The organism is Galbibacter sp. (genome assembly GCF_035306585.1).
In the GTDB taxonomy this organism is placed as follows: Bacteria; Bacteroidota; Bacteroidia; order Flavobacteriales; family Flavobacteriaceae; genus Galbibacter.
In genome coordinates this window covers 37,381-54,437 of record NZ_DATGNU010000051.1, presented here as the reverse complement: position 1 = coordinate 54,437, position 17,057 = coordinate 37,381, and the positions used below count along the sequence as shown (strand labels likewise).

12 protein-coding genes and 1 riboswitch are annotated in these 17,057 nt (G+C 38.5%); of the genes, 4 read left to right on the top strand and 8 right to left on the bottom strand.

The features are described 5' to 3' along the window. Nucleotides 1–106 precede the first annotated feature (106 nt). From VKY50_RS06165 to VKY50_RS06145, 5 genes are all read right to left on the bottom strand, one after another. Entirely contained in the window at nt 107–1,162 is a 1,056-nt protein-coding gene (locus VKY50_RS06165) for an NAD(P)/FAD-dependent oxidoreductase (protein ID WP_324299940.1), read from the bottom strand. A 50-nt stretch (nt 1,163–1,212) separates the two neighbouring features. Beyond that, nucleotides 1,213–1,800 carry a precorrin-2 dehydrogenase/sirohydrochlorin ferrochelatase family protein gene (locus VKY50_RS06160; RefSeq protein ID WP_324299938.1) on the bottom strand — a complete coding sequence of 196 codons (588 nt, stop codon included), beginning with the start codon at nt 1,798–1,800 and terminating at the stop codon, nt 1,213–1,215. 18 nt (nt 1,801–1,818) lie between these two features. Continuing rightward, nucleotides 1,819–2,580 (bottom strand): uroporphyrinogen-III C-methyltransferase, encoded by a 762-nt coding sequence (gene cobA, locus VKY50_RS06155; protein ID WP_324299937.1) that lies wholly within the window; start codon nt 2,578–2,580, stop codon nt 1,819–1,821. Beyond that, complete coding sequence (locus VKY50_RS06150) at nt 2,567–4,675, bottom strand: nitrite/sulfite reductase (RefSeq protein ID WP_324299935.1); 2,109 nt, start codon at nt 4,673–4,675, stop codon at nt 2,567–2,569. Before VKY50_RS06150 ends, cobA begins: the two co-directional genes overlap by 14 nt. 280 nt (nt 4,676–4,955) lie before the next feature. Further along, on the bottom strand, nt 4,956–5,990 hold the full coding sequence (locus VKY50_RS06145; protein WP_324299933.1) for a glycosyltransferase: 1,035 nt from the start codon (nt 5,988–5,990) through the stop codon (nt 4,956–4,958). A gap of 476 nt (nt 5,991–6,466) precedes the next feature. On the opposite strand from VKY50_RS06145, the gene glf reads away from it, so the two are divergent. Beyond that, the gene (gene glf, locus VKY50_RS06140; RefSeq protein ID WP_324299931.1) at nt 6,467–7,573 is read left to right on the top strand and encodes a UDP-galactopyranose mutase; all 1,107 of its coding nucleotides are present in this window, start codon (nt 6,467–6,469) and stop codon (nt 7,571–7,573) included. A gap of 197 nt (nt 7,574–7,770) precedes the next feature. Here the strand turns inward: glf and VKY50_RS06135 are convergent, their stop codons facing one another. The 3 genes from VKY50_RS06135 to metK all read right to left on the bottom strand — a co-directional run bounded on the left by VKY50_RS06135 (nt 7,771) and on the right by metK (nt 14,079). Further along, entirely contained in the window at nt 7,771–8,940 is a 1,170-nt protein-coding gene (locus VKY50_RS06135; protein ID WP_324299929.1) for a trans-sulfuration enzyme family protein, read from the bottom strand. Between the two features lie 98 nt (nt 8,941–9,038). Then, on the bottom strand, nt 9,039–12,434 hold the full coding sequence (gene thrA, locus VKY50_RS06130) for a bifunctional aspartate kinase/homoserine dehydrogenase I (RefSeq protein ID WP_324299927.1): 3,396 nt from the start codon (nt 12,432–12,434) through the stop codon (nt 9,039–9,041). 136 nt (nt 12,435–12,570) lie between these two features. Then, nucleotides 12,571–12,699: riboswitch (SAM riboswitch) on the bottom strand. A gap of 105 nt (nt 12,700–12,804) precedes the next feature. Then, nucleotides 12,805–14,079 carry a methionine adenosyltransferase gene (gene metK, locus VKY50_RS06125; RefSeq protein WP_324299925.1) on the bottom strand — a complete coding sequence of 425 codons (1,275 nt, stop codon included), beginning with the start codon at nt 14,077–14,079 and terminating at the stop codon, nt 12,805–12,807. Between the two features lie 393 nt (nt 14,080–14,472). On the opposite strand from metK, the gene VKY50_RS06120 reads away from it, so the two are divergent. The 3 genes from VKY50_RS06120 (at nt 14,473) to VKY50_RS06110 (ending at nt 16,960) form a co-directional block, all read left to right on the top strand. Next, on the top strand, nt 14,473–15,087 hold the full coding sequence (locus tag VKY50_RS06120) for a deoxynucleoside kinase (RefSeq protein ID WP_324299923.1): 615 nt from the start codon (nt 14,473–14,475) through the stop codon (nt 15,085–15,087). Nucleotides 15,088–15,496: 409 nt separating this feature from the next. Next, nucleotides 15,497–16,156: a hypothetical protein gene (locus VKY50_RS06115; RefSeq protein ID WP_324299921.1), complete on the top strand. Its 660-nt coding sequence runs from the start codon at nt 15,497–15,499 to the stop codon at nt 16,154–16,156. A 90-nt stretch (nt 16,157–16,246) separates the two neighbouring features. After that, a complete protein-coding gene (locus tag VKY50_RS06110; protein ID WP_324299920.1) occupies nt 16,247–16,960 on the top strand; it encodes a pirin family protein in 714 nt (237 codons plus the stop codon). Nucleotides 16,961–17,057: the final 97 nt, after the last annotated feature.

The following is a 17,057-nucleotide window of genomic DNA, read 5'->3' as shown; positions in this document are numbered from 1 at the left end:
GAGCCTGATTTAAAACCACTGCGCTTTAACCACTATAAAACTTATAGGGTATATTAAGTAAAACAACCTTAATATACCCTATGAATTTATTACTATATCGGGTGGGTTAAACGATACTTTTAACCACTTCCTTTTTGGCTTCTTTTTTGGTTCCATCAAACCCTTCTACCCCACCTACAGTGGTGTATTTCATGATGTATTTCTTATCAGGGAAAATTCGCTGATAAGCACTCTGACACATCACTGCAGCCTCATGAAATCCAGAGAGAATTAATTTTAATTTTCCAGGGTAGGTGTTCACATCTCCAATAGCATACACCCCTGGTATATTGGTTTGATAATCATAGGAATTATCAACCTTAATGGCATTTTTTTCAATCTCCAAGCCCCAATCGCCTAATGGCCCAAGCTTTGGCGATAATCCAAAGAGCGGAATAAAATGATCCACCTCAATATAAGACTCCCCATTTTTAAGATGTTTTACAGTCAGGGCTTCTAAGTGCTGATCACCGTGTAATTGGGTCACCTCCGCTTCGGTAATGAGTTCGATCTTCCCTTTCTTAGATAGTTCTGCTACTTTTTCTACAGAATCCAGGGCACCTCTAAATTCATTTCTGCGGTGTACTAGATAAACCTCTGAGGCCACATCCGCCAAAAATATAGACCAATCTAAGGCAGAATCTCCCCCTCCAGCGATGAGTACTTTTTTATCTCTGAATACCTGCGGATCTTTTATCATATAAGAAATCCCTTTGTCTTCAAATTTGTCGATGTTTCCCAGTTGTGGTTTTCTAGGTTCAAAACTTCCTAGGCCACCAGCGATCACCACTACGGGAGCATGGTGCTTGGTCCCTTTATTGGTGGTCACAATAAAAGTCCCATCTTCCAATTTATCCAAGGTCTCTGCGCGCTCACCCAGGGTATAACCCGCATTAAATGACTGAATCTGCTCCAGCAAATTCTTCACCAAATCTCCAGCGAGAATCTCTGGATATGCTGGAATATCGTAAATGGGTTTTTTAGGATAAATCTCCGAACACTGTCCCCCAGGTTGTGGTAGAGCATCAATTAAATGACACTTGAGCTTCAACAATCCTGCCTCAAAGACCGTAAAGAGTCCCGTAGGTCCAGCTCCGATAATTAATATGTCTGTTTTAATCATAACCAGGTGTGTTTTAGTGCTTTTCTAAGCCTAACATTGTTTTTTCTTTTTCACTTTTCTGATTTAGAAACTAAACTTTTGGTAAACTCATTTAGTTTCTCAACTTTTTCCCCAAAATCTCCTTTGATGGTTTTTCTATAGCTATTTAAATTCTTGACTAATTCATCGATATTATCTGGGATAACCTCTTCGAAGAATTGTCGAAGTCTTTTTGCGGTTGTCGGTGATTTTCCGTTAGTAGAAATTCCGATTTTCACATTTCCTTTGGTCACAATCCCGCCCATATAAAAATCACAATAAGGCGGATTATCTGCAACATTGATCAAAATATTTTTTTCTCTACAATCTTTATAAATCTGTATGTTGACCTCTGGATCATCCGTGGTGGCAATAACAATATGCGCTCCGCTGAGATACTTTGAGTGGTAGGTATCGTGTATTAATTTCAAATTCTTCTGCGATGCCATCTCGATGACCTGAGTGTCAAATGAAGGAGCTACAAGACGCACCTTGGCATTTGGACTGGATTTCAAGAGGAAGCCTAGCTTTTCCAATGCAACTTTTCCACCCCCTACTATCAGGGTTTCCAAGTTGTGTACCTTTAAAAATACCGGATATAATTCGTTGCGCTCCTCCATTTCTACTTCACCGGTCTGTTAAACCGCCTCAACCTTTTGTTTTACTTTCAATAATATTTCTCGCTCTCTTACCACCTCACCGATCACAATAATAGCAGGATTACTCAAGCCTTTTTCGCTTACCACGTTTTCGATGGTCGCTACTGTTCCAATTCCAATTTGTTCGTAGGTCGTGGTACCATTTTGAATGATCGCCACAGGCATTTGATCCTTTTGCTGATTTTTAAATAAGCTTACAATTTCGCCCAATTTGCTCATCCCCATCAGTATGATAACTGTGGCGTTAGACTTTGCTGCCATAGCCACATCTTTTGAGAGTTTATGCTCTTTGGTGGTACCGGTGATGACCCAAAAACTCTCTGATATTCCTCTTTGGGTAAGAGGAATATTTTGCGAGGCTGGTACGGCTAGTGCCGAGGATATACCAGGAATAAATTCTGTAACTATCCCTTTTGATAAGGCAAATTCTAATTCCTCGGATCCTCTTCCAAATACAAATGGATCGCCGCCTTTTAGCCGTACCACATGTCCATGGGACTTGGCGCGACTTACAATAAGCTCATTAATTTGATCCTGTTGATAGGCATAGCAACCCTTTCGTTTACCAACAAAGATACACTCGGCTTGAGGGGCGTACTCCAAAAGCTTTGGATTCACCAGTGCGTCATATAAGACTACATCAGCGGTCTGTAAAGTTTTCATACCCTTAACAGTAAGCAAATCCGGATCGCCCGGACCTGCCCCTATTAAGGTCAGTTTTGGTTGGTTATTTGTCTGCATCTGCTAATTCTAATGTTCTAAAGGCCTTTGCTTTTTCATAGAATGCCTTAGCATCCTCCATATACAATTTTGCGAATTCCTTAGAGGGTTTATTCCTATTAATCTGATAAACGTAATCAGGAAAGGTTGTGGTGTTTAATGAAATTCTCCCGTTTGCGACAAATAATTCTTCAAACTGATTTATAATTTCTACTTGGGTGTTGGTTTTTTTATTTTCACTAATCAATAACGCCTTAGCAGTATTGATCATAGAGGAATAGGAGTTATAGATACTATGAGCCCAATTTCCTTCTTCCCATGAGACGAGTGCTTTATCTGTTTTCTCTTCACTCTCCAGAAGAAGGGTTGCTACCAGGTCAATTACAACCCCTGCACATTCTCCTACTCCGATTTTCTGTTCGTATTTCTCTACATTACCCCAATCCACAAAATCCTCAGCGGTAAGATCTTCCGCGCTCGATAAATGTTTTAGGTAATCGTAAAAATAGGTTTGTTCTTTACGATCGTAATAATTCATAAAGTTCTCCCCCTCTTGTTTGTTTTTCTGGTAATCATCAAGAATCAAACGAAGTGCTTGTGGACCTCGCTTGGAAGGTATTTTCACGACTTTATCCGCAAATCTTCCTTCTCCATTTCCAAGAGCCCCTCCTCCAAGCAACACCTGCAAAGCGGGTGCTACTCGCTTATCAGGGGTTCTCATAGTCATCCCTTGAAAACCAATGTGAGCCATATTGTGTTGTCCACAGGCATTCATACATCCGCTAATTTTAATATAAATATCACGGTTGTTTTTATATTGAGGATATTCTTTATCAATCACATCTTCTAAAACATCGGCAATCCCAGTACTACTTGCAATTCCTAAGTTACATGTATCTGTACCTGGACATGCAGTAATGTCAGATGTTGCATTAAAGCCTATTTCCGTAAAACCAAGTTCTTTAAGCTCCAGGTAAAACAAAGGAAGTAGTTCAGTCTTTACGTGACGTAAAAGAATATCCTGTCGAAGGGTAAATCGAAGCTCATTGGCGGCATATTCTTTAATAAGATTGGCAAGTTTTCTTGCTTGAGGTGTATAGAAATCCCCCAAACGCACCTTAATACCTATGGAATGTAAGCCAGCTTGTTTTTGATCAAACACATTGTGCTTGAGCCATTGCTGGTAACCTTCGACATCTTTAATGTCAATCTTAGGCACTTTAATGCCATCAACCACTGAGCGGTCAAATTCAAAACCTTCTTCGCTAATAGGGTAGGACTGGTACGCTAGTGCTAATTTTTCTTTTTCAACTAAGTCTAAAAACGCTTCCAGTCCAATATCTTTTATTAAAAATTTCATTCGAGCTTTCATTCGTTTAGAACGTTCCCCGTAACGATCGAAAACACGAATAACGCCCTCTATAAAGGGTATAATTTGATCTGTTGGCAAAAAGTCGTGTACAAGCTCCGCTGATCTAGGTTGGGATCCAAGCCCCCCACCAACGATTACCTTAAAACCTTTTTGTCCATCTTTTATTTTCGCAATCAATCCCACATCGTGAATGTATGACAATGCAGTATCTCGGTCCGAGGAAGAGAACGAAATTTTAAACTTTCTTCCCATTTCCTGATTCATAGGATTACGCAGCAAGTACTTAAAGGTAGCATGCGCGTAAGGTGTAATATCAAATGGCTCCTCAGGATCTATTCCAGCTTCTGGACTCCCTGTGATGTTTCTTACGGTATTACCACAGGCCTCACGGATGGTCACATCATCTTTGTCTAATTCATTCCACAGCTCAGGAGTTCTATCCAAACTCACATAGTGAATCTGAATATCCTGACGTGTAGTAATGTGTAACCTTCCTCTTGAATACTCATCGGAGACATCACATATACGCAACAATTGATCCCCTGTTACACGTCCAAAGGGCAATTTAATTCTCACCATTTGCACCCCAGGCTGACGTTGTCCATAGATCCCTCTGGCCAAGCGTAAGCTCTTAAACTTGTCTTCATCCATTTTCTCATTACGGAACAATCGAATCTTACGGTCTAATTCAATGATCTCTTGCGAAACAAATGGATTCTCGATCTCTGATCTGAAGCTTTGCATACTTTACTTTTATTTTTTGTTCTTTTGGACTCGTTCCACTACCCGAAGGCAAAAAACATTAAGACATGTATTGGTCAATAATCCAGTCTTTGGTTCTAAACACCTAAAGGCATACCATATAGTACTACCTATGATGACATCCTAACAGTCTACTAAATCTATAGACTAATAGAATTATGAAGCGAAAGTACTATTTAATTCTAAAAACACAAATGAATTTGTGGATTTTTAACTAAAATATCACATCGAAGAGCATTATATCACAATCCACCATGCGCTTTTAAAGCTCGAATTTTCCAATAGCCGCTTTAAGGAATCCTCCAGTGGTAATTTTCTCTCTGAGTTCTATAGCGCGATTGTTCATTGATTGATAGTCCTCTAGTGTCAAGTTCTCTAGGATGTCATCGAGTTGTAGTAATGATGAAATTGCTATTCCAGCGCCTTGAGAAACTATATAGGGTGCAATGGCTGCTTTATCCCAAATAATGATGGGAAGGCCACATAATAAGTACAGGGAGGTTTTATGTGGGTTATTGTACTTAAGGTATTCTCCTAAAATACCACTACACTTCTCCACAGAGTTTCCTCCCCAGACCAATCCGAAATGACCTTTTAAATACTGGGCCACCTCATCAGGTGGAAAGCTTCCCTGGTAGTGTAATAATTTCTTCTGCGGATCTAAATTTTCCTTTGAGAACCCATTTCCATATAGGTTGAAAAAATAATTTTTCACCTTTTGTTGCTGCATCTTATAAATAAAGGCGCTCTTATCAATGGTAAGGCCTCCAGCAACAACTAATTGGTAAGGCTTTTGAAGTTCAGTTTTTCGGTCAATCCTCAGATCCAACGTATTTAGGTAATCAAATAACTCCAGTGTCTTTAAGGTGGCGGTACAACCTTGTTCCTCAAACCAGCTTTTCATGGCATCGTTATGAACAATAATCTTATCGGCAATATTAAAGCGCTTCATTTCTTTTTCTACAGCTAACTTACCTTTCATTAGCGAATGAACATCATGAATTACTAGTAGGATTTTACTTCCCTTTACCCGAGCCCCCCATGTGATATAGTTGTAATACTTACTAAGCGGATATTGCACCACAAGATAGGATTTTGAGGGCAAAAGCAACAATCCTTTGGTAATACTCAAAAAACTAATAATAGCTCCTAATGCAGAGCTCCTGATACGAGATTGTTTTAGTCCTAAATTTCGGATCCCCATCGAATCCAGGATATGTTCAATATCCGTTTTAGGCTTGTTGGCAGCATTGTTTGTGGGCCGGTAATTTCTCGATATATAAAAAATATTGTTCAAAATTCTAATGTTTACACCTTTGCTAGCGGTCAAAGTATAATTACTCCTGTTGACAAATATAGGATTTTACCCTTCATCCTTATGGTCGAATTCAAAATTTAAATTTGATTGCTAGGAGCCTGTGACTCTTTTTGTACTAAACATCAGTGAAAAAACGAACGACGTTCATACCATCCCAAATAAGGCGCAAGGTAAGAGACACTACCACCAAAAATTAAACACCCGCTTATCCTATGAGCGTGTCCAACTTCAGCACTTGTTGATTTTAAAATGTTAAGAATAGGTGGTGAGCACAGGGCAACAAAATTGCTATTTCAAAGAATTGGGAATAAACACCATAACTAAAAGACAAGGGTCTAAAATTAAAAAAACATTGGAAACAAAAGAACCTTCCCTTCATCTGCCTTTTTAAAGTAGCCTAGGTTTTAGTCCAAAAGTAATATCTTTGTCCTACAGCGCACAGAAAACTGTAGTTTATGGAATATGACTTTTTAATTGTTGGAGCTGGCCTTTTTGGTTCCGTTTTTGCACATCAAGCCAAAAAGGCTGGAAAAAAATGTCTTGTGATTGACAAAAGGGAACATTTAGGAGGGAATATCTACTGCGAGAATGTTGATGGGGTGAATGTTCATAAATATGGCGCACACATTTTTCACACCAACGATAAAGAAATATGGGACTTTGTAAATAGTTTTGCTGAGTTTAACCGCTACACCAACTCACCCATTGCATCGCATGAAGGTACATTGTACAATTTGCCTTTTAATATGAATACCTTCTATCAACTATGGGGCACAAGAACACCGCAGGAGGCTCAAAAGATCATCAATGAACAAGTTGCACAGTACGGATTTCAACAGCCAAAAAACTTGGAAGAGCAAGCACTTTCATTAGTTGGGAAAGATATTTATGAGAAATTAATAAAAGGGTATACTGAAAAACAGTGGGGCTGTCCAGCTACCCAGTTACCAGCCTTTATAATCAAGCGCCTTCCATTGCGATTTACATTTGACAATAACTATTTCAATGACAAGTACCAAGGAATCCCGATAGGTGGTTATAACAAAATCACCCAAGGTTTATTAGAAGGTATTGAAACGAAAACTGGAGTAGATTATTTTAAAAATAAAGAAACCTTGGATTCCAAAGCGCAACACATCGTATTCACTGGTAAAATAGATGAATATTTTAATTTCCAGTACGGAAAGCTTTCCTATCGAAGTCTTGAATTTAAACACCAAACACTTCCTATGGAGAATTATCAAGGAAACGCCGTGGTGAATTATACTTCTTCCGAGGTACCGTTCACCAGAATTATCGAACATAAACATTTTGAGTTTGGATCCCAAAAAAGCACTGTAATTACAAGAGAATACCCATTACAGGGTTCTACTTCTAATGAACCGTACTACCCTATTAATAACCAAGACAATAACAATTTATATGTAAAATACAAACAACTCGCTCAAGCAACGCCTAATGTTATTTTTGGTGGTCGGCTGGCAGAGTACAAATATTACGACATGCATCAAGTCATTGGTTCAGCCCTGAGCAAATCCAAGAAAGTGCTGAGCTCGCTGTAAATAAACTGAAGGCTTGATAAAACTACTTCCAAGCACGAGCTAAATGTTGGCGATAAACAGAATTCAATCGTTAGAATCTGCCTTGATAAAATTCAACTACTGTTTCTATCTACCTAAAAAGGACTAGTCAAATAGCATTTCAAAGGCTATTTTAGATTTTAAAATGGCCTTTGAAATGGCTTTCTAAACTGCTCAAATTAAGCCTCCAAGGCTTGTTTAAGATCAGCAATAATATCTTCTTGGTGCTCGAGTCCAATGGACACTCTTACTAAGCCGTCAGAGATCCCTACCTCTTGACGATCTTCCGCCGAGAGCTTACTATGTGTGGTAGAGGCTGGATGGGTCACTATGGTTCTAGTATCGCCTAAATTGGAAGTCAAAGAGCATAATTTAATAGCATTTAAAAATTTTCTCCCTGCTTCCACTCCACCTTTGATTTCGAAAGCTAATATGCTACCACCTTGGCTCATTTGTTTTTTAGCAATTTCATACTGTGGATGGGATTTTAAAAACGGATATTTGACATAGTTCACCTTTGGATGTCCTTCTAAAAACCTGGCAACCTTTAAGGCATTAGCGCAATGACGATCTATCCGTACCGCTAGTGTCTCCAAGCTCTTGGACAACACCCACGCATTAAACGGAGACATTGCTGGACCTGTATTTCTAGAAAATAAATATATCTGGTTTACTAACGCCTCTGAACCTACTGTAATTCCACCGAGTACTCTTCCTTGCCCGTCCATTAATTTAGTTGCCGAGTGAATAACAAGATCAGCACCAAACTCAATAGGTCGTTGCAGATACGGGGTTGCAAAACAATTATCGATAATCAAGATTAAGTTATGTTCTTTAGCAACCTCACCCAAATAGGCTAAATCTAGGATATCAACCCCAGGATTGGTCGGTGTTTCGGCAAATAATATTTTAGTAGTAGGACGAATTAAGCTTTCTATTTGCGCTGGTTGATCTACATTAAAATAGCTTGTTTCGATATTCCATTTGGGAAGATACTTGGTAAATAAAGTATGTGTGGATCCAAAAACGGATCGAGCAGAAATAATATGATCCCCACTATCGAGCAAAGCGGCAAGAGATGAAAAAACAGCAGCCATTCCTGTTGCAAATGCATAACCTGCTTCTGCGCCTTCCATTTTGCATACTTTCTCTACAAATTCAGTAGTATTTGGATTGGTAAACCTACTGTATATATTACGTGGATTTTCACCCGTAAAAGCGGTACGCATTTCTTCAGCATCGTCAAAAACAAAACTCGAGGTAATGTACATCGGAGCGCTGTGCTCTAAAAATTCAGTTCGGCTAATCTGCGTTCTAATCGCGTCGGTTTCAAAATGCTTTGTACTCATGTGTTGATGTTAAAGACAATTGGGCTTGAAAACCCTGGTTTAAAATTCAGTGATTGGTATTTCTTATGTTTTATAAATGCATTGCTTGCTTTGTACTTTTATCCCTTTTCGGTAAGTTTGAGAATATCACCGAAGACACCTCTGGCGGTCACAGCTGCTCCTGCACCTGCACCTTGTATAACAATAGGGCGATCACCATAGGATTCGGTGTAAATTTCAAAAATAGAATCCGCTCCCTTGACTTGTCCTAACACACTATTGGCTGGTACAGAGACAAGTTTAACATCTAGTGTTCCTTTTTCCTTTTGCAAATCACCGTGAAGATCTCCCACATAACGCAGCACATGACCTTCCAATTGTTGCTCTTTAAGTGCTTGGTAGATAGGATTAAATTCTTCTAAATTTTCCAGGAAGGCTTCCACACTTTTATCCCTAAGATGTTCCGGGACGAGGTTTTCTATATTGACATCTTCAAATTCATTCTGAAGATCCAGCTCCCGGGCCAGAATTAATAATTTACGACCTACATCATTACCATAGAGGTCTTCTCTTGGATCAGGCTCCGTAAATCCTTTGGTAATAGTTTGTTGTAACACTTCACTAAAGGGTACTTGTTCGGCTGAAAATCGGTTGAACAAATAGCTTAAAGTCCCTGAGAATACACCTCTAATTCTGGTGATATTTTCTCCTGATAGGTGCAAAATGCGAATGGTATCAATTAAAGGTAATCCAGCTCCTACATTGGTCTCATACAAGTATTGCTTTTGGTTCTTTTCTAAAAGTGCTCGCAGGTTTTTGTAAAAATCGAAACTAAGGGTGTTAGCAATCTTATTTGAAGACACCAAATCGAACCCATTTTCAATTAGCAATTTGTAGTTTTCAACAAACTGTTCACTTGCGGTATTGTCAACTGCAATTAGGTTTTCTAAATGATGTGCCTTGGTGTAATTAATCAATGTTTCTATGGAAGAGACCGTTTCACTATTCTCAATAGCTAACTTCCAATTGACATCAATACCTTCGCTGTTCAATAATAGCTTTTTGGAATTCGCTACCGCAAAAATGTTGAGTTTTATTTTTTTGCGATCTTCTATATTTGACGCCGAATCAAGGATTTGATTTATTAAAGTTCCTCCAACTAAGCCGTGACCAAATACGGCAATGTTGATCTTTTTAGATATTTCAAAGACCTCACCATGAATTACATTCAAAGCCTTGTGAAGTTCCGATCTTTTCACAACCAAACTCACATTTTTACCAGTTACAGTGTTGTTGAACAATATCGGCACAACTTGGTTTTTGATAAGTGCATTATATGGTTTATGGAAACTACTCAGGTCAAGTCCAATGATAGAGATCACTGAAACATCATCTACCACCGCAATTTTATTTACATCTTTGGAATAGAAATCATATTCAAATTCTCGCTCCAGGGCAATTACCGCTTCTGTAGCATCCTTCGCATTTACTACAAGTCCAATTCCTCTTTCGGAGGATCCTTGAGAGATAATACTAACACTTATTTCTCGTTTGCCTAAGGCATTAAATATACGAGCATCCACCCCTGCTTTTCCCAAAAGCCCTCTTCCTTCTAGGTTCACCAGAGCCATATTCTCAAAAATGGAAAGTGATTTCATGCCCTGCTTCTTCGGTGTAGCAGTTATTAAGGTCCCACTACAATCTGGATTAAAAGTGTTAAGGATGCGAAGTGGTATGTTTTTCTCAATTAGCGGTATGATGGTTTTAGCATGTAGGATAGTTGCACCAAAATTAGCTAATTCATTTGCCTCGTTAAAAGACAGTTCTTCTATGCGTTGCGCCGTTGGGACTAAATCAGGATTGGCCGTGAATATACCATCCACATGGGTAAAATTTTGAAGCTCTCCAGCATCCAAGAAATTTGCCAATAGAGCGGCCGTATAATTACTCCCGTTTCTTCCCAGGGTGGTGGTTTCATTTTTTTCATTGGATCCGATAAACCCAGTGACTATATTTACCGTATTCCCATTATGAGTAGCAAAATGTTTAAGCACCCTTTCTTTAGACACTTTCTCCAATGGTTGGGCATTTCCAAATTTTTCATCTGTCACAATCAGTGCTCGTGAATCGGTAAAATTTGCTGGAATCCCCCTTTTATTAAGAATCTGAGTCACAAGTTTAGCAGCGATGAGTTCCCCTTGTGCTAGGATCTCATCCTTGATTTTTTGGCTATAATCACCCAATAGATGTACTCCCGAGAACAATTTTTCAAGTTTATCAAACTCACTCGATAGATCTACATATGGAAAATCTTGCAACTGATACTTCTTAAAAGCATCTAATAAATGTACATAATCCTGCTTGGATGCTGCAGTCTCCAAAATATTCTCAAGTTCATTGGTGGCGTTATTTCTAGCAGAAACAACTACGGCAATTCTTTCCTTGTTCTGAACACTTCTGCTTATGATCTCTACCACATTGGTAATCCCCTGGCCATTGGCTAGAGACTTGCCACCAAATTTTAATATTTTCATTTTATTTTTATTTAGAGAGGATTCAAAAACCCCTCCTATGAGTTTTTCTAATTGTTCAAATTCTATTAAAAAGGCATCATGTCCGTGTACAGACACTACCTCTCCATAGCGAACTCTATCACTTGAACGTGCTAGTTGCTTATAGGTTTCTCTATTTTCTTCTGCTGTAAAAAATAAATCCGAACTCACCCCAATAATGTGGACATTGGCCTCGATGGTTTCCAATACATTAAAATGTTCTGGTCGATCCCTTGTTACATCAATGGTTTTGAGCAACTGGTTCATTAGTTTGTAGGCTGAGAGCTGAAAGCGTTTTTGGAGTTTTTCACCATGATGCAAAAGCCAACTTTCTACGTTAAATACCTGTAATTCTTCGTTGGTACTTCTTTTAAAACGTTCTTTAAAAGAAGCTGGTGTACGGTAACATAGCATGGCATGCATTCTCGCATCATGGACTGGTTGTTTGGAATTGAGCAAAAATTGCTCTTGTATCTGACAGTTGGCGATGAGCCAATCTGTAGATTTCCAATCCGTTGCCACTGGAATGAGGTTTTGTGTGATTCTCGGTTGTAAAGCCGCCATCTCCCACGCGATCCCGCCTCCAAGTGACCCTCCTATAAGGGCGAATAATCTCTTTATTCCAAGATACTCCAACCCTCTCAAAAAGATGATAGCGATATCTCTTGCAACAAAATCTTTATAATTTTCGATAGTAGTTCCATCATATCCATTTCCAGGAATATTAAAGGACAAGACGGTATAGTTCCCTGTATCTATGGCTTTTCCTTCTCCGATAAGGTCCTTCCACCAGCCATCTTCCCCACTGACATTCGAATTTCCCGTAAGTGCATGATTAACCATCACAATTGGTGCACTGTGTAAGGGTTGACCAAATAATTGATAGGATAAGTTAATATCCTGGGTTACCCCACTAATGGTAGTGTAGGACTTTAATTTAATATGTAACAACTCTTCTTTCAACTTCTTAAAGTTTAAATGCTTTCTTATTGGTTTATATGACCCAGCAAATTACTGGTTTCGCCAGGGATGATACCGCTGTCGACAATTCAAAATGTTATCGAGAAGGTCTAAAAAATTCTAAGGAAGGATCTTATAGGGGTTATCTATCTGCAATTTTCACCGCAGTAGAATGTAGCACCTTCTTGTTGTGTGAATTGGAATTTCCATTCACTAAGGGTTGCTAAGGCATCACAAGGTCTATTCCTTCCGCCTTTCTTGATAACAATCACATTAAATTTTTGAACTTTAGTTCAATTTTTAGAAAACGCTTTTTAGTTCTCAAGGTATAAACTAGGTTACCATTGGTATTTTTTACGCCATTATAAGCACTTTATTTCTGTGCAAATTCCATTAATGAGAACGCTTCTTTAACTTGTTCTACATAATCTAACTTTTCCCAGGTAAATAACTCAACTTCGCGTTCCACTCTACCATTATAGGGAGATTCGAACACTTTGGTAATGGTTACTGGGTCTTTACCCATATGCCCATAGGCAGCGGTCTCCAGATATATCGGATTTCTGAGTTTAAGTCTTTCTTCAATGGCAAAAGGTCGCAAATCAAATAACTCCAGGACTTTTGCTGCGATTTCTCCGTCGGTCAAATCTACTTTAGAACTACCGTAGGTGTTTACAAAAACAGACGTAGGTTCCACTACCCCAATAGCGTAACTAACTTGGACTAAAATTTCGTCTGCTACTCCTGCCGCAACTAAATTTTTTGCAATGTGTCTCGAGGCATAAGCAGCACTTCTATCCACTTTACTTGGGTCTTTACCGCTAAATGCACCTCCCCCGTGCGCTCCTTTTCCACCATAGGTATCTACGATAATTTTTCTTCCAGTCAAACCTGTATCCCCATGTGGCCCACCAATAACAAATTTACCTGTTGGATTGATGTAGTATTTAATATCATCATTAAAGAGGAGTTGTATTGCCGGAGGCAACTGGGCAATAACTCTTGGAATTAAGATTTCCAACAAGTCCTTTTTAATAGTCGCTAGCATCACCTTGTCATCTTTATCAAAAGGATCGTGTTGTGTTGAGATGACAATCGTATCGATTCTCAAAGGAACATTATCATCTGAATATTCAATGGTGACCTGAGCTTTGGCGTCTGGTCTTAGGTAAGAAATCTGATCTGCTTCTCTGCGAAGCTGTGCCAAGGTATGCATTAATTTATGCGATATATCCAGGGCCAAAGGCATATAATTATCAGTTTCATTAGTGGCATATCCGAACATCATTCCTTGATCACCAGCACCCTGTTGTTCTTTAGTAGCTCGATCAACCCCTTGGTTTATGTCCTGAGATTGCTCATGGATCAAAGAGATCACCCCACAAGAATCACCGCTAAATTGGTAAGCACCTTTGGTGTACCCTATAGTGTTAATGACGTCTCTAGCAATGGATTGAACATCGAGATAGGTTCCACTTTTCACCTCTCCTGCCAAGACAACCTGTCCAGTGGTAACAAGGGTTTCACATGCAACCTTACTCTCTGGATCAAAAGCTAAGAAATGATCTAATAAAGCGTCGCTTACTTGGTCAGCAATTTTATCTGGATGTCCTTCACTTACGGACTCCGATGTAAATAAATATCCCATAATACTAAAAAATCTAAACTATTATTCTTTGGAAAGTATGCTGCCGAGAAAGCCTAAAGAAGTAAATTACTGCTTTAGCGCTTTTTTTACGAGGTGGCAATCAGTCAAATCTTTCCTCAAAATTCTGTGGACAAAGGTACACATTAGATTTAAATTGAAAAACCTTTCGATACTTTTTTCACCATTAGGCTTGGAAAAAAAAAGAAATGGGTAAATTTCTTAAATACAATGGTTAATTATAATGCTTTCTCCTTGGAGATTGCATCCCCTTTTCTTCTTTTGAAATCAACTGGGAAAACCCCTAAAAAAGCTTCCTCTAAATTAATTTTTATTACAAAGGCTATAACTTGTATATTTACCCCTGGATATTAGTTTCACTTAAACGATTTTGATATGCATGTTGCAATCGCTGGGAATATAGGCGCGGGAAAGACAACCCTCACTAGGCTGCTTGCCAAACACTTCAAATGGGAACCTCAATACGAAGATGTGGTGGACAACCCATATTTGGATGATTTTTATACCCAAATGGAGCGCTGGAGTTTTAACCTTCAGATCTATTTCTTAAACAGTCGATTTCGGCAAATTTTAGAGATTCGTAAAAGTGGAAAAAAAATAATCCAAGATCGAACCATATACGAGGACGCATATATCTTTGCACCCAACCTTCATTCAATGGGTCTAATGACCAATAGAGATTATGAAAACTACACCTCGCTTTTTGAGTTGATGGAAAGTTTGGTACAATCCCCTGACCTTATGATCTATTTACGAAGTTCAATTCCTAACCTGGTGAATCAAATCCACAAGAGAGGTCGCGAATATGAAAACTCTATTTCGATAGACTATTTAAGCAGGTTAAATGAACGCTATGAAGCATTTATACATACCTATGACCGTGGAAAAATGCTTATCGTAGATGTCGACAATTACAACTTTGTAGATAATCCAGAAGATCTTGGAGAGATCATAAATAAAATAGACGCTGAGATTAACGGTCTTTTTTAACAAGGCGTAAAAGAAGCTAAAAGTACGTCTTATTTCAACCTACTCTTAGCTTCCCAAAACTACCCCAAGTCGGTTGCTATCCTATCGGGAAACAACCAACAGTTTCTAGTTAAAGTTAACTATATATTTTTGGTTTACAAAAACTTAATTTCATAAATTGACTTTCCCTATCTACTCTCTGTGAGGCATTCCATTTGAAATTTTTAATCTCTTATTACAGTTGAACACTATAAACGCTAACTGATTTTTTCGTATTATTGTAGTAGAAACGCATCCCTTCAACCTGAATGTTGTCGGGCACACCACTCGGTAAATCACATAGGATAATGGTACAAACCGCTCAAATTATGAATTACCTAGGTTGGATCAATATAAACATGCCCTTGTCTAATTGTTCAATATTTTAATTATGAAATCATTTCACCTACTATTATGTGCTCTTCTAGTAATTAGCTGTCAAAAAAAAGAAGAGAAAAAGCCTCTTAATGCATTAGAAAAAGTTGCCTATGCTCATGGAATTGAGCATTGGAATAACGTAGAGGAAATCCAATTCACTTTTAACGTAGATCGCGATACTACACACTTCGAACGAAGTTGGGAATGGCGTCCCAAGAAAAATGAGGTAACGCTAATTAAAGATGGTAAGCGGCTGGATTTTAATCGCGATCGTATTTTAAGTGATCAAGAGTTAGCCGCAGACAAGAACTTTATAAATGATGTCTATTGGTTACTTGCTCCTTATAAACTCCTTTGGGATGATCATAAATCTTTCAAGGAACCTGTGATGGCTATAGCACCTCTTAGCCAGGACAGCCTACAAAAACTAACCATCGTATATGAAAATCAGGGTGGATATACCCCAGGAGATGCCTATGACTTCTATGTTGATAAGAACAACATGGTGAAGGAATGGGTTTATAGAGAAGGCAACTCTACTTCCAATTGTATGATCACTACTTGGGAAAACTATAAAGACTTCGAAGGTTTAAAAATAGCCACCATGCACCAGAATGATAATGGGGTGTTTAAACTGTATTTTACGGGTATTAAAGTCAATGTATCAGGGTAAGATTCCGCTCCAGTGAATTCATTTTTCCTGGGTTTGCCAAGTGTAAGATATCTAAGGTTTCTACGTCTAAAATAGTTAAATAAAAAAATCATGAAAACAGTTTTACACAAAGCAGATTCTAGAGGTCACGCAAATCATGGATGGTTAGATTCTCATCACACTTTTAGCTTTGCAAACTATTATGATCCCGATCGAATGAATTTTGGTGTCTTAAGAGTTCTTAATGATGATGTAATTGCAGGTGGAAGAGGTTTTGGAAAGCACCCTCATGAAAATATGGAGATCATTTCAATACCACTCTATGGAGATCTTGAGCATGAAGATAGCATGGGTAACAAAGAGGTTATCAAAGAAGGTGATATTCAATCCATGAGTGCAGGGACTGGTGTGTTTCACAGTGAATATAACAAAAATGAGGATAAAGAAGTTCACCTACTTCAAATCTGGATCCTTCCCAAGAAAAGAAATATTGATCCAACCTACAGTCAAATCAGTATGAAGTTGGAGGATCGAAAAAATAAACTTCAGCAAATTGTTTCTCCTAATAGAGAGGATGCGGGAGTTACTATCAATCAAGATGCTTGGTTTAACATCACAGAACTCGATAAGGGTAAGAGCATACAATATACACTACATGACCCAACCAATGGCGTCTATGCTTTTGTTATTGAAGGAGATGCAAGTGTAAACGAACAAGAACTCAACCGACGAGATGGTCTAGGGGTTTATCAGGTCGATACCATCGATGTTAAAGCTGACACCAATTCGAAAATATTAATTATGGAAGTTCCGATGCGTTTTTAATTTTTCGTTAATAGTGATAAGGGTTGTACTGCAATGGCAATTTTTTAATAAATAAGTGACCAAGCAGTACAACCCTTCGTCTATAAAACGCAATGAC